We start from the raw sequence: 14136 nt of genomic DNA, 5'->3' as shown, positions 1-14136 counted from the left end.
TTTTTCAAATTTATAAATTACTAAACAATTCTCAACTTCCTTAACAAGTCCTGCTTATAGGTTCTGCCAATAGGTAATCGATTGCTGTTTACATAAATCTCATTTCCCGCAATTTTATCGACATACTTGCGGTTTATAATGTAACTTTTATGGGTTTGAATAAATTGATTGTCAGGTAATTTTTCTTTCCAGCTTTTAAGCGACTCTATATAAGATAGTTTTTGTTTCGTAGTAACAACCGTAATATAATTTCTGTCCGATTCTATATAGATAATATCATCTAAAACAATTTTATGAAGCGTTTTGTCTACATTTAAAAATAGAATTTCAGTCTGATCAGGATTAATCGCTTCTGGTTTTTCAATCCTGTTTTTGACTTTATTAATGGCCTTTAAAAAGCGATCAAATGAAAACGGTTTAACTAAATAATCAACAATAGTATCCAGTTCAAAACTGCTCACTGCATAATCTGGGTAAGCCGTTGTCATAATAATAGCTGGCGGGTTTTTAATAGTTTTAATGAAATCAATTCCAGAAATATCAGGTAAATTAATGTCTAAAAACACCATATCAACAGTTTCATTCTTTAGAAAATTATTGGCTTCAATAGCCGCTTTAAACGTTGCTACCAATTTCATATCAGGTAACTTCTTCAAAAAATTCTTGAGAATGTTTTGAGCTGGAATTTCGTCTTCAATTATTATGCATGTCATTTCATTTTGTTTTCTGTCATTCCTGCGTAGGCAGGAATCCATTTTAATCCCAATCTATTGATAAATCTTCCCAATTCAGATTGTCATCCTCAATAAGGTTAATCTTCCATTGTCGTTTCCACTTTTTTATATTCTTTTCTCTCTTTATCGCATCATTGATGTATTGATACGTTTCAAAATAAACCAACTTATCTAAACCATATTTCTTGGAAAACCCTTCAATTAACTTCTTTTTGTGCTCAAACATGCGTCTCTCCAAATCATTTGTCACGCCCACATATAAAGTACCATTCTTCTTGTTGGTTAGGATGTATAAATAATATTGATGAATGTTTTTAAACATTAGTTAAATAATTGTGGATTCCTGCCTTCGCAGGAATGACAAGAATATATAAATCTTTTTCACTTCGACTGAATTTAGTCTTCAATTATTATACACTTTATATTAAATTCAGTTTTAGATACACTTTGTATTTGCTGTTCTGTGTTATGGTAAACTCATAATCATTGTTGTATAAAAGCTTTAAACGCTTTTCTAAATTCTTCAATCCAATTTTAAATTCAGCCAAGTCATTATCTTTTTCTGTAAAATCGTTTTCACAAATACATTCTAGCACACCATTATTTTCATTTATAGAAACTGAAATTTCACTGTTTAATGAACTATGTTTAAACGCATTTTCAATGATGGTAATGAGCAATAAAGGTGCTATTTGGTTATTCTTATTTTCAATGCGCTTGGTATAAACTATAGTGTTCACACCTTCGGTTCGCAGTTCTTGAAAGGTCATATAATTATCAATAAACTGAATTTCCTTATGCAACGGAATCTTTTTAGCATTACTTTCATACAACACATGCTTTAAATTATCGGAAAGCCTTAAAATCAATTCTGGAGTTTCGTTGGGTTTTTCTAAAGCATAGGAATAAATGGTATTCAGGTTATTGAACAGCACATGCGGATTAATCTGCGATTTTAAAAACTTGAGCTCCATCTCCAAATGCTCCTTCTTTATTTGCTCCACTTCCTCTTGCTTATCTATAAATCGATATAACACCCAAACGAACGAGAAGAAAATAAGCGGCACCAAGGTTTGCCATAAATAATCACTCAAGCATTTCATTATAGAACAACCACATTGCGCAAATTCGTAACAATACAATTGTGTCGCCAAAAAGGAAATCAAGGCAATGACCAAAACATACCACGCGTACATTTTCTTCATCACAAAAAATGGCAGCAGCACCAGATTGTTAACATAAACTATGATTACTATAATGGATATGTATTGCAAAAAGGGATTCTCACGCCAGTAATATGGCGAAAAAACAAACAGCGATACCATGATAAACAATATCCAAAACAGGATATGCACCAATATTTGTGAGCTGTGTTTCTTAAGATTATTCATATAAAGTAGAAAAGTAAATAGAATTCTTTAGTTGGTCAAAATATATGTACGAAAGTCTCAAATAACGTAACAAACTACCATTTGTATCTAAAATTTTTACGTTGGTGTATTCATTTAAGTCGAAAATACAGATTATTGGTATTCTAGAGCTCTTCATCATAATTTTGGTAAAAACATCATCAATCATGAAACGAACTAAACTTATTTTAACGATCCTTTTTTGCTCCCAAATCGTGTTTTCGCAGACAGTTAATCAAACTGTTACTGACGAAAATGGCAATCAAAAACTACTAGGAAAAATTGACAAAAATGGTCTGCGGCAAGTACCATTTAACGAATGGTTTGACCCTAATTATGACCAATACCTACTGAACAAAAAAGTTGTTTCTAAATTAAAAGATTCCCTAAATCAATACACTATTAAAATCTTTTTAGGTACGTGGTGTGGGGACAGTAAAAAAGAAGTGCCACGTTTTTACAGTATTTTAAATGAAGCTAAATTTCCAGAACATCAGTTGGAAGTCATAGCAGTTGATAGAACTCCAGAAGCCTATAAGCAAGCTCCAAACCACGAAGAAAAAGGTTTGAATATTCATCGTGTGCCGACCTTTATTTTTTATAAGAATGGACAAGAAGTGAACCGTATTGTAGAGCATCCTGTTGAAACATTAGAACGCGATATGCTAAATATTGTTACTGACAATAAATACAGACCCAAATATGTAGCTGCCAATTATGTTGGTGCTTTATTGACCTCAAAATCGATTGATAGTTTAAAATTGGAGGAAAATACCCTTGTTCCTAGACTTGCAGAATTTGTAAAAGGAAGTCGTGAATTGAATACTTTAGGTTATGTATATTTACGCGCTCAAGAATATGATAAAGCTTTGTATGTTTTTGATTTGAATACCCGAATTTTTCCTTACAAATACAATGTGTATGACAGTTTGGGTGAAGCTTTTTTTGAAACCAAGAATTATGATAATGCCTTAAAAAACTATTATAAAGTGTTAAGTTTAAAACCTGATGATGACAACGCACTAGAGATGATTGAGAAGATTAAGTCTAAAATAGAATAGTTTCTCGATAAATTATTAAAATAAAAAACGGTAATTTTAGTTATTAGTTTAGCTAAACCATCCGTTATGAAACACCTCTTTTGCTCCTTATTTCTTCTTATAAGTTTTACTGGGTTTTCACAAGAACCACCCAAAGCCGTTGTTGAAGTCAACAAGATGAATGTGGTTTACCGAGGTGTTAACAACCCCTTAACGTTAAGTATGCCGGGAACGGTTTCCTTTGAAGCATCAGCTCTAGGACTGAAAAAAGTTGATGATTACGGAAATTATGTTATGAATCCTGGATCTGGATTAACCGATGATATTGAACTACGAGGCAAACTTCCAAATGGGGAGATTGTTACTGCTATAAAAACATTGCGTATTAAAGATATTGGAAGGCCAATTGGTACTATTAATGGTCTGGGTTGTGGTAAAAAATGTATTTTACTACTAACTAAAGATGAACTTAAAGATGGTAAAATTGATATAAAATTTGAAGATTGGCTTTTTGATTGGAAGTCAGCTAGTACAGATTTTAAAATTATCGGTTATAGCATAGGCTTTAATGAAGAAACTCCTATTCAAGTTAATGGAAATTCATTTACTAAAGATATTCTAGAAAAAATTAACTCTACCCAAATTGGGAGTGAAATTAAAATATTCAACATTAAAATACACTTCAAGGGTATTCAGAATTATAAATTAAAGGCTGTTGAGCCTATTAGAATAAAAATAACTGAAGATTAAGAGATTCCTGCCTGCGCAGGAATTTAAACAATCTCCATCTTCTTCAATAAAAAACTCGCATTCATATTCTGGCAAATACCTTTTTTAAATTTATAATCAAAAAAGAGTTCGTCATTGACAATTTGTGCATCAAAATAGTAATTTTTTACAGGCTCCAATTGGCTTTCAATCTCACATAAGCTTAAATCGTGCGTGGCAATAATACCCGTAGCATTTGAAGCCACCAATTTCTCCACAAACTTTTTAGAGCCAATAGCTTTGTCAGTGGAATTGGTGCCCTTTAAAATTTCATCCAATACAATAAAGTAAGGCTCTTTGGCTATTTCATCTACAATGAATTTTAAGCGTGTTAATTCAGAAAAGAAATAGCTACTATCATCAGTTAACGAATCGCTGGTACGCATACTCGTAATTAATTTAATGGGATGATATTCACTCGATTTGGCGCAAACCGGTAAACCTACATTCGCCATAACAATGTGCAAAGAAACGGTCCGCAAAAACGTACTCTTGCCAGCCATATTAGCTCCTGTAACAATAAAGAATTCTTTGTTGTCAATTTGTAGGTCGCTGTTAACCCGTTTGGTTTTATCTAACAAAGGATGACCCAGTTCCTCTGCAGAAATGGTTTGATTAGTATCAACTATTTCTGGGAAGACGTATTCTGGGTGATTAAACACATAATTACCCAAGGAATTGTAAGCATCGAAAAAGGAAACCACTTCAAACCATTTGGCAACAGTTTGCTGGTGATTAGTAATCCACTGCTCTATTCTGTAACTATGTTTTAAATCGGTTAGAAAAAAACCATTACCCAAAATAGCACCAATCATATTATTTCTATTATCCAACGCATCCAAATGTCTTGAAAACTGTTTAAAAATAGCGGATGCCTTTTGGTGATGAGATTCTATTTGCTGCTGTTTATCTAGCAATAGCTTGGAGTCAAAAGATTCTTGTTCAATACTATCCAACAACGTGGCGTATTGTTTAAACGTGTCTTTAACCTTATCAGTATTGGAAGCCAAACTATTAATCTTTTTAAGATATTTTCCAGTGATGGCAAAGCCCAACAACAGCCAATAACCAACTAAACTGGGCGATATAATTTGAATTACAGAAAGTATAATTAAAATGATTGAAGCTAACCCAAAAGCCATAGGTAGCCAACGCATGATTTGTGGTAAAAATGGTTTATGGTTTTTTAACCAAGCAATAATATCGCCTGCAGACGTTTCAACCTGAATCAAACTGGAAGCAGCAGAATAATTTTGTCGCCATGTTGGTTTTTGAGCCAGTTCTTTGATAGCCTCTTGTCTAGTCTCAATGCTTTCAATAGTATTTGCTTTTAGAAGTTCTGCCAATAAATGAGTGCCTTCAGAAATGGTCGTTCTATTGATGAATTGAAAAAAAGATCCTTTTCCAAATAGGTCTATATCCAGACTATAAAAATGTTTAGGATCTTGAAATTGATTGCCATTGGGTCTGTGATGAAAATCACCTGAAGCTATTTGTAATTCGTCTTCATTCAGTACCGCCAATGCTTTATTTAAATCACGATTGTACTTTACATTTGTGTACTTTGATAATAAGAACAAAAAAATGCCAACTCCTAAAACGCCTGCAATTGCCACAAAAATCCAATTAGGAAATAGAAAATAAACACCAAATCCTGTCAGTAAAAAAACCAGAACACGGAACGTGCTTAATTGAATAAGTTGTTTGTTTAAATCCTTGACAATTTTCTGATAATGATTTAATTGTTCAGAATAAAAATCTTGCGGATTTTGCATGAAAGTTGTTTTTATAGCTATAGGTTTAGCGCATCAATTTCAGTAAAAAGAGAAATTATGTTCTGTACTACTAATTTATAAAATTCAGGGTGGATATTTTCGTAATCATCCGTTGGCCTATGATAATCATTATGGTCTTCAACTCCAAAATATAAAAACGGAATACCCTTTCTAAAAAACGACCCATGATCTGATGAGAATGTCCAGTTTTGTTTCCCATCTTTTCCGTCATGTCCCATTAAGAATTTAAAACCCTCTGAAGTATCTTGATTTTCTATGGCGTTTTTAAAAGCTTCATTGTCTCTAGCTCCGGTTATGTATAATTCGTTTTTGTCATTTCTACTCACCATGTCCATATTCATGTTGAGTTTGATACTTTCCAACGGCACAATAGTATTATCCACATAGTAACGAGAACCTTGAAGCCCTAATTCTTCTGCATCAAAAAATGCTAAAATCACAGAATGTTTAGGTTGATGTTTTTGAAAATACTCTGCAAATGCCAACATGGCACTGACACCTGAAGCGTCGTCGTCAGCCCCATTATAAATCTGACCATTTTTGATGCCTTCATGATCATAGTGAGCACTAATTACAATATATTTTTCCGGATAATCACTTCCCGAAATCAAGCCCAAAATATTGACACCTTGATAGTCCTTTTTTCTAGATGAAAATGAAAATGATTGTTCATAGTTTTCCACAAGTGGTTTTACCTGCAATTTTTGCAATTTACTTACTATGTAATCTTTGGCTTTTAATGCACCTGTTGTTCCTGTACGTCTGCCTTCAAAAACATCTGATGACAATATTCTAACATGATGTAATAATGAATCTGTATTATATAAAAAAGCTATTTCAGTGGTGCTAATTGCTTCTTTTTTTTGTGCAGTGCAACTTATGCTACAACCTAGAAGCAGTAACATGATTATTGTAGAAAAACTTTTCATTTTTTGGTTGATTATTAGAGTAAAGAAACAAAAAACCTCAAGATTAATCTTGAGATTTTTACATAATATTGTTAAAGCTCACTACCCTTTTAAACTAGCCTTTAGGTATTCACGATTCATACGCGCTATGTTCTCCAAGGAAATTCCTTTTGGACATTCCACTTCACAGGCGCCAGTATTGGTACAGTTACCAAATCCTTCTTCGTCCATTTGTTTAACCATGTTTAATACACGGTCTGTGGCTTCTACTTGTCCTTGAGGCAATAAAGCGAATTGAGACACTTTAGCACCTACAAATAACATGGCGCTTGAATTTTTACAACTAGCTACACAAGCACCACAACCAATACACATTGCTGCTTCAAATGATTCGTCTGCATCATGTTTATTAATTGGAATAGCATTCGCATCAATGGTATTACCAGAAGTATTTACGGAGATAAATCCCCCAGCGTGTTGAATACGATCAAAAGCACTGCGATCTACAACTAAATCCTTTATTACTGGAAATGCTGTAGCTCTAAAAGGTTCAATAGTGATTGTATCACCATCCTTAAACATACGCATATGTAATTGACACGTTGTAATGCCTCTATCAGGACCATGGGCTTCGCCATTAATATATAATGAACACATACCGCAGATACCTTCACGACAATCATGATCAAATGCTACTGGCTCTTCATTTTTCTGTACTAAACTCTCATTTAAAACATCTAACATTTCAAGGAAAGACATATCAGGAGATACATCACTAATGGGATAATCAACCATTTTACCTTTATCGTTAGCGTTTTTTTGACGCCAAATTTTTAACGTTAAATTCATAGCTTTCCTTTTATTTATAACTTCTTTCTTTTACTTCAATATTTTCGTAAACCAAATCTTCTTTGTGCAATACGGCATCTTTTGGTTCGCCTTTGTATTCCCATGCAGAAACAAATTGGAATTCCTTTCTTCTCATGGCTTCTCCTTCTGGCGTTTGATATTCTTCTCTAAAGTGTCCACCAGCTGATTCTTCTCTTAATAATGCATCTTTTGCAAATAACTCACCTAATTCCAAAAAGTCAGCTACACGTAATGCTTTTGCTAATTCTTCATTAAACTCGTCATTTGTACCAGGAACTCTAACATCCTTCCAAAATTCTGCTCTTAATTCGGCAATCTCATTAATTGCAGATTTAAGATCTTCAGCATTTCGAGCCATACCGCATTTATTCCACATAATTTTTCCTAAACGCTTATGGAAATGATCAACAGAGTGCGTTCCGTTATTATTAATTAAATGTTCTATATTTTTGCGAACACTCTTTTCAGCTTCATCGAATTCAGGTGTGTCTGTTGCAATTGGTCCTGTTCGGATATCATCAGCTAAATAATCACCAATAGTATAAGGCAATACAAAGTAACCATCTGCTAATCCTTGCATTAATGCCGAAGCACCAAGTCTGTTAGCTCCATGATCAGAGAAATTAGCTTCTCCTATACAATACAATCCAGGAACAGTAGTTTGCAAGTTATAATCTACCCATACACCACCCATAGTGTAATGTACCGCTGGATAAATCATCATTGGGGTTTCATATGGATTTTGATCCACGATTTTTTCGTACATCTGGAATAGGTTACCGTACTTTGTTTTTACGACTTCCTGTCCTAATTTCTTCACTAAAGCATCATCATTCTCATCAAGTCCTCTCACGTGAGCCACCTCTTTTCCGTAACGCATGAATGCCGCAGCAAAATCTAAATAAACAGCTTCACCTGTTGCATTAACACCGTAACCAGCATCGCAACGTTCTTTTGCAGCGCGAGACGCCACATCACGAGGTACTAAATTACCAAATGCAGGATAACGACGTTCTAAATAATAGTCTCTATCCTCTTCGGCTATTTGTGTAGGTCTTAATTTTCCTGCACGAATGGCTTCAACATCTTTTTTATGTTTTGGCACCCAAATACGTCCATCATTTCTTAAGGATTCGGACATTAAGGTTAATTTAGACTGATGATCTCCCGAAACTGGAATACATGTTGGGTGAATTTGCGTGTAACATGGGTTAGCAAAATAAGCACCACGTTTGTGAGCTTTCCAAGCTGCAGTTACGTTACTTCCCATGGCGTTAGTGGATAGGAAAAATACATTTCCGTAACCACCTGTTCCAAGAACTACAGCGTGAGCTGAATGCCTTTCAATTTCTCCAGTCACTAAATTACGTGTTATTATACCTCTTGCTTTACCATCAACAATAACAACATCTAGCATTTCATGACGGTTGTACATTTTAACTTTACCACGTCCAATCTGACGGTTTAATGCCGAGTATGCGCCTAACAATAATTGCTGACCTGTTTGTCCAGCAGCATAAAACGTACGCGATACTAAAACGCCTCCAAATGAACGGTTATCTAATAACCCACCATATTCTCTAGCAAAAGGGACACCTTGTGCCACACATTGATCTATAATATTTGCAGATACTTCTGCTAAACGATAAACATTTGCTTCTCTCGAGCGATAATCACCACCTTTCACTGTATCATAAAACAAACGGTAAGTAGAATCACCATCGCCTTGATAGTTTTTGGCAGCATTAATTCCACCTTGAGCAGCAATTGAGTGCGCACGTCGCGGTGAATCTTGGAAACAAAATGCTTTTACATTATAACCTAATTCAGCTAATGTTGCGGCAGCAGAACCTCCCGCTAAACCTGTACCTACCACAATTACATCAATAAGACGTTTATTAGCTGGGTTTACCAGATTTATATTATTTTTATGATTAGTCCACTTATCTGCTAGTGGTCCTTTTGGTATTTTAGAATCTAAAGCCATATTTAGATGTATTTTTAATGATTAAAATGGTGGAACAATGCTATAACTACAAATCCTAATGGAACTAGAATAGAGTAAGCCTTACCAAAACCTTTTAATGCGTTTGTATATTTATTATTGGCTCCAACCGATTGGAAAGCCGACATAAATCCGTGTAATAAATGCAATGCTAAAAACACAAAACCAATACAGTACAACGCAACACGCCATATAGGTTCAAATTTATGAACCAATTCTTCATAATAACGAAACCCTTCGCCATCTGCTAATAGACCTGACATATCACCTTGAATATACTTGGTATTGATTTCTGGAATCCAGAAATCTATAAAGTGAATTATTAAGAAAATTAGAATAAATAGACCACTGTAAATCATGTTTCTACTCATCCAAGTTGAATTTGCTGCGCCATTGTTTCTAGCATAACTTATTTGTCTGGCACGTTTATTTTTAATTTCTAGAGCAAATCCCATTACAAAATGGAAAATCACACCGAAAATTAAAATAGGTTGCATAACATATTGAATTAACCAATTGGTTCCCATAAAATGAGAAACCTCATTGAAAGTGTCAGGATTAATAACTGACAATGAGTTAATTATAAAATGTTGCAATAAAAAAATCATAAGGAAGAAAGCCGAAAGTGCCATGGCTACTTTTCTTCCAATCGAAGAATTCAAAATTCCGCTCATTGTTGAAGTTTATTTTTATCTCAACAAAGATACGCCACAAAAGACATCTAGACAAAGTCCGACCACTATAAATGCATATTTAGAATGATTTTAAACAGAGACAAAAAAAAGCCTATCTACTAGAGCGATAGGCCTATATATCACTATTTTTATTAATTATTCTACAGACGGAATTAATCCACGTAATCCCATATCTACAACTTGTTCTCCTGCTTGTGGTTCATATTTTCCATCTGTATTAACTTCGGTCCACTCAAAACTATTATTAACCGAAAACGACAACGTAACAACAACATCTTGTGTTTCATTACCAGTGATGGTTAAGCCATTTGCAAACTGACCAGTTACTACACAAGAACCTTGAGGTACTGGTGACGTATCAAAAAGTGGGTTTGGGACTGTTGTTGCACCAGGAGGTGCTTGACCTTGAGATAGAAATCCATTAGATTCAAATGCCCAAAAACCTTGAAGCTTATTTGCATTAACATCAACCATCTCACCATTTAAATCGAATGACGAAATATAGGTGTTGAATCCTACAAAACTTGCTAATGTTCCAGTATAATCTGTTCCGTTAAGTAAAAAGTCTATTTCACCTTCTTGATAAGCTAATGAAATTCTTACCCATTCGTAATTTCCAGCAGAAACGTCACTTAATGGAATAGTCAAAAAAGTTTCGTTATGACCTGCAAACGTTGCATTCTGAAAATCGATGGCTTCATCACCTCCAGTTGTAGTTTTAGGGCCTTCAAAAATGATTTCGCCCTGTCCTAAGAAGGTTGTAGCTGTTGGTGCAAATTCAATGTAATTAGCGCTCATCATAGCGAAATCTGGCGATTGTGCTGCATTACCGCTTGGAATACTTGCTGGTTCTCCTAAATTATCTAAACGTACTTGATTAGGATCGAATTTAAACTTGATGACCAAATTAGCTTCCGAAGTATTATTTCCTGGTGGCGGATTATCTGAAGAATCATCGCTACAAGAAAAAAAAGCTAAAAGACAAATACTAAAAATTAATTTTATTGTTTTCATAAGATTTGGGTGTTTATGATATTAACTCAAATATACTAAAATTAGTATATTATTTAATCTCAAGAGTTGTTTGTTGGTTGTTAACAACTATAGTATACTTGCCTTTTGGTAAATAATACTTCTCATTTTGAGATTTTGAAATATCAATTTCTGAATTTCCTTTCATTAAGGCTTTTCTACCTTTTTCTGTCATAGTCAAATCATATTCTATATAGTTAAAACCTTTATCTAAATTGGCTTTTATCTCGTTCAATTCTACACCACTTTCTGAAAGAATCTTAATAGTTTCACTTCCATCATTTTTTGCGAAAATCTTAATGTCCACTGATGGTTCATAAGGCTCTAAAAATTGACTCCATGAACTTCCCCAATTCCAAGAACGTCTTATATTATCCATATCAAAAAGAGTTATAGATTTTTCCATCATTTTTGGATTCATATTCTGCAATGGCTCAATATTGGCTAAATAGATGCTTCTTCCGTGTGTTCCAAGAACTAAATCATTAGCTTCAGGATGAATAACCAAATCATGAACGGCAACATTTGGTAATCCGTTTGAAAACGCTTCCCAAGAATTTCCTTTATTGAAAGAAACATAAGCACCATTATCAGTACCAGCATACAAAACATGTTCATTTTTAGGATCTTCTTTTATCACATTTACTGGAGAGTTTGGTATGTTTGAACTAATACTTTTCCATGTCTGTCCATAATCGTCAGACATATAGATATAGGTATTAAAATCATCCCAACGATAGCCATTTAACGTTACATAAGCACGCTCTTTTTTATGTTGAGAAGCTATTACGCGACTTACCCATAAATCTTTTGGAAAACTATTTGAAATGCGGTTCCAACTTCCACCACCATCTTTTGTAAGATGAACAAACCCATCATCACTTCCAACATAAATTAACCCAAATTGAAATGGTGATTCGCTAATACTCGTAATTGTACCGTATGCAACATTTCCTTGCTTACCTCCAGACGTTAAATCTGGGCTAATAGCTTGCCAATCGTTTCCTTGATTCATAGAACGCATAAGTTTATTTCCACCCATGTATAAGATATCTTGATTATGAGGTGACAATAAAATAGGGGTTTGCCAATTAAAGCGATATGGACTTTCTCCCAATTGATGTTTTGGTTGAATGTTGGCATTCTCGCTAGTTTCTCTGTTTATTCTAAAATATATTCCAAATTGAAACCCTGTGTAAACGATGTTAGGATTTCTACTATCTATTTGAACCTGCATGCCATCACCACCCATTATGCTTTCCCAAGGGTTTTGCCCACTTTGTTGCCAGCTTTTATTTACGCTTGAACTGTGCGATCCAACCCAAACACCATTATCTTGTAGGCCTCCATATACATTATAGGGTTTTTGATTATCAACATTAACCGTATAAAATTGCCCAACCGAATTGACATTCAGTTTTTCCCAATTCTCACCATCGTCATAACTCATGTTTAGACCACCATCATTTCCGTTTATTAAATGTCCAGAGCTGTTTGGATTAACCCAAAGTGCTTGATGATCTGCATGTACATTTTCTCTACTTATTGATGTAAACGTTTTACCACCATCTTTCGATTTAATAATAGGGACTCCCATTACATATATAGCATCTGGGTTTTGTGTATCTACACGAATTTCACCAAAATAATAGCCGTAACTAAAGAAAACACCATCTAAATAATCCTCATGTGTTTTTTTCCAGGTTTTCCCACCATCAGTGCTTTTATAAACTTCAGCACCTATAACTGGTGTGTCAAATAACATGGCATTAGCGTCTTCTAAATAACGTGCCAAATCAATTGGTTTAACCGCTCCACTTTTAACCATTTGCTTGACACTTTCCGCTCGATATTTCTCTTGAAAATTATTATTCTTAAGGTAATTATTGAGTTTTTTATCATCTAATTTTAGAAAATCTTCAACCGTCATGGCTTTGAAATCGTCTTTAGAAAGACCTCTGCGTTCTTCTTTTTCATCTGATTTCGGACGATTAAACTGATTATCATGCAAAGCATAAATTGTGTTTTCATCATAAACAGCTAAACCTATTCTACCAACACCATTCCCCGTTGGAAAACCACTGTTTTCTATAGATATTTTTTCCCAAGTATCACCAGCGTCTGTACTTTTATAGATTGCAGAACCATTTCCGCTTCCTGAAAAATTCCAAGCTTTTCTATCGCGAGTCCAAGATGATGCATACATTACTTTGAAGTTTCCGGGTGCATGTTGTACATCTATTACTCCAGTTTCTGAATCAATAAACAAAGTTTTGTTCCAAGTTTTTCCCCCATCAGTGGTTTTAAAAACACCACGTTCATCATTAGGCGTGTATAAATGTCCTATAACCCCTATAACAACCTCATCTGGATTATTAGGATTAATTAACATACGACCAATATGATGGGAATCTGGCAATCCCATATTTTCCCAAGTCTCACCATTATCAGTTGATTTTAATATGCCTATTCCAGCATAACTGGAGCGCGATGAATTATTTTCGCCAGTTCCTACCCAAATGGTTTTGCTATTCCAATCGACTGCAATATCACCTACATTTTGGGTGTCTGATGAGTCTAAAATTGGTGAGAATGTAGAGCCATTATTCGTAGTATGCCAAACGCCTCCAGAAGCATAGCCAACGTAAAACTCGGTTGGGTTATCTGGGTTTACGTCAATATCTACAACGCGACCACTCATGATTGTTGGGCCAATATTTTTAAATGGAATGTTTTTTACTAAAGAATTTTTCTGTAAATCCTGTTTACTGTTTAAAGCCTCTAAAACCTCATTTGGGGATGATGCTGGTTGTTGAGCAAAAACAAAAATTGATGATACTATAAAAAAAGTAGATAATAATTTAGATTTCATAATAGTT

At 34.4% G+C, this 14136-nt stretch carries 12 protein-coding genes; 2 read left to right on the top strand and 10 right to left on the bottom strand.

Translation table 11 applies throughout. From position 1 onward, the window contains the following. Positions 1-20 precede the first annotated feature (20 nt). The 3 genes from HGK31_RS04335 to HGK31_RS04325 form a co-directional block, all read right to left on the bottom strand. Positions 21-713, bottom strand: coding sequence for a LytR/AlgR family response regulator transcription factor (locus tag HGK31_RS04335; protein ID WP_191858634.1), 693 nt, complete (start codon positions 711-713; stop codon positions 21-23). A gap of 43 nt (positions 714-756) precedes the next feature. Next, the gene (locus HGK31_RS04330) at positions 757-1056 is read right to left on the bottom strand and encodes a GIY-YIG nuclease family protein (RefSeq protein ID WP_191858633.1); all 300 of its coding nucleotides are present in this window, start codon (positions 1054-1056) and stop codon (positions 757-759) included. Positions 1057-1153: 97 nt separating this feature from the next. Beyond that, on the bottom strand, positions 1154-2125 hold the full coding sequence (locus HGK31_RS04325) for a sensor histidine kinase (RefSeq protein ID WP_191858632.1): 972 nt from the start codon (positions 2123-2125) through the stop codon (positions 1154-1156). A gap of 185 nt (positions 2126-2310) precedes the next feature. On the opposite strand from HGK31_RS04325, the gene HGK31_RS04320 reads away from it, so the two are divergent. Both HGK31_RS04320 and HGK31_RS04315 read left to right on the top strand, forming a co-directional pair. Next, positions 2311-3204, top strand: coding sequence for a thioredoxin family protein (locus tag HGK31_RS04320; RefSeq protein WP_191858631.1), 894 nt, complete (start codon positions 2311-2313; stop codon positions 3202-3204). 66 nt (positions 3205-3270) lie between these two features. Beyond that, positions 3271-3933: a GldM family protein gene (locus tag HGK31_RS04315; RefSeq protein WP_191858630.1), complete on the top strand. Its 663-nt coding sequence runs from the start codon at positions 3271-3273 to the stop codon at positions 3931-3933. 23 nt (positions 3934-3956) lie between these two features. Here HGK31_RS04315 and HGK31_RS04310 read toward each other — a convergent pair whose 3' ends face one another. The 7 genes from HGK31_RS04310 to HGK31_RS04280 form a co-directional block, all read right to left on the bottom strand. Further along, positions 3957-5726 carry a MutS-related protein gene (locus tag HGK31_RS04310; protein WP_191858629.1) on the bottom strand — a complete coding sequence of 590 codons (1770 nt, stop codon included), beginning with the start codon at positions 5724-5726 and terminating at the stop codon, positions 3957-3959. A gap of 17 nt (positions 5727-5743) precedes the next feature. Next, a complete protein-coding gene (locus HGK31_RS04305) occupies positions 5744-6676 on the bottom strand; it encodes a M20/M25/M40 family metallo-hydrolase (protein WP_233450978.1) in 933 nt (310 codons plus the stop codon). Between the two features lie 81 nt (positions 6677-6757). Continuing rightward, positions 6758-7504: a succinate dehydrogenase/fumarate reductase iron-sulfur subunit gene (locus tag HGK31_RS04300; protein ID WP_104735322.1), complete on the bottom strand. Its 747-nt coding sequence runs from the start codon at positions 7502-7504 to the stop codon at positions 6758-6760. 10 nt (positions 7505-7514) lie between these two features. Next, a complete protein-coding gene (locus HGK31_RS04295; RefSeq protein WP_191858628.1) occupies positions 7515-9512 on the bottom strand; it encodes a fumarate reductase/succinate dehydrogenase flavoprotein subunit in 1998 nt (665 codons plus the stop codon). A 14-nt stretch (positions 9513-9526) separates the two neighbouring features. Next, positions 9527-10204, bottom strand: coding sequence for a succinate dehydrogenase cytochrome b subunit (locus HGK31_RS04290; RefSeq protein ID WP_191858627.1), 678 nt, complete (start codon positions 10202-10204; stop codon positions 9527-9529). Positions 10205-10360: 156 nt separating this feature from the next. Further along, complete coding sequence (locus HGK31_RS04285; RefSeq protein WP_191858626.1) at positions 10361-11239, bottom strand: hypothetical protein; 879 nt, start codon at positions 11237-11239, stop codon at positions 10361-10363. Between the two features lie 49 nt (positions 11240-11288). After that, entirely contained in the window at positions 11289-14129 is a 2841-nt protein-coding gene (locus HGK31_RS04280) for a WD40/YVTN/BNR-like repeat-containing protein (protein ID WP_191858625.1), read from the bottom strand. Positions 14130-14136: the final 7 nt, after the last annotated feature.

The sequence above is a fragment of the Hanstruepera ponticola genome (genome assembly GCF_012931685.1).
In the GTDB taxonomy this organism is placed as follows: Bacteria; Bacteroidota; Bacteroidia; order Flavobacteriales; family Flavobacteriaceae; genus Hanstruepera; species Hanstruepera ponticola.
The sequence above is the reverse complement of the archived record's forward strand: the minus strand, read 5'-3'. Positions and strand labels throughout refer to the sequence as shown.

Bases quoted from the DNA above. Each gene is read 5' to 3' on its own strand.
- HGK31_RS04335 (WP_191858634.1), bottom strand. From the start codon at position 713: ATGACATGCATAATAATTGAAGACGAAATTCCAGCTCAAAACATTCTC.
- HGK31_RS04320 (WP_191858631.1), top strand. From the start codon at position 2,311: ATGAAACGAACTAAACTTATTTTAACGATCCTTTTTTGCTCCCAAATC.
- HGK31_RS04285 (WP_191858626.1), bottom strand. From the start codon at position 11,239: ATGAAAACAATAAAATTAATTTTTAGTATTTGTCTTTTAGCTTTTTTT.
- HGK31_RS04305 (WP_233450978.1), bottom strand. From the start codon at position 6,676: ATGAAAAGTTTTTCTACAATAATCATGTTACTGCTTCTAGGTTGTAGC.
- HGK31_RS04330 (WP_191858633.1), bottom strand. From the start codon at position 1,056: ATGTTTAAAAACATTCATCAATATTATTTATACATCCTAACCAACAAG.
- HGK31_RS04300 (WP_104735322.1), bottom strand. From the start codon at position 7,504: ATGAATTTAACGTTAAAAATTTGGCGTCAAAAAAACGCTAACGATAAA.
- HGK31_RS04310 (WP_191858629.1), bottom strand. From the start codon at position 5,726: ATGCAAAATCCGCAAGATTTTTATTCTGAACAATTAAATCATTATCAG.
- HGK31_RS04325 (WP_191858632.1), bottom strand. From the start codon at position 2,125: ATGAATAATCTTAAGAAACACAGCTCACAAATATTGGTGCATATCCTG.
- HGK31_RS04290 (WP_191858627.1), bottom strand. From the start codon at position 10,204: ATGAGCGGAATTTTGAATTCTTCGATTGGAAGAAAAGTAGCCATGGCA.
- HGK31_RS04315 (WP_191858630.1), top strand. From the start codon at position 3,271: ATGAAACACCTCTTTTGCTCCTTATTTCTTCTTATAAGTTTTACTGGG.
- HGK31_RS04295 (WP_191858628.1), bottom strand. From the start codon at position 9,512: ATGGCTTTAGATTCTAAAATACCAAAAGGACCACTAGCAGATAAGTGG.
- HGK31_RS04280 (WP_191858625.1), bottom strand. From the start codon at position 14,129: ATGAAATCTAAATTATTATCTACTTTTTTTATAGTATCATCAATTTTT.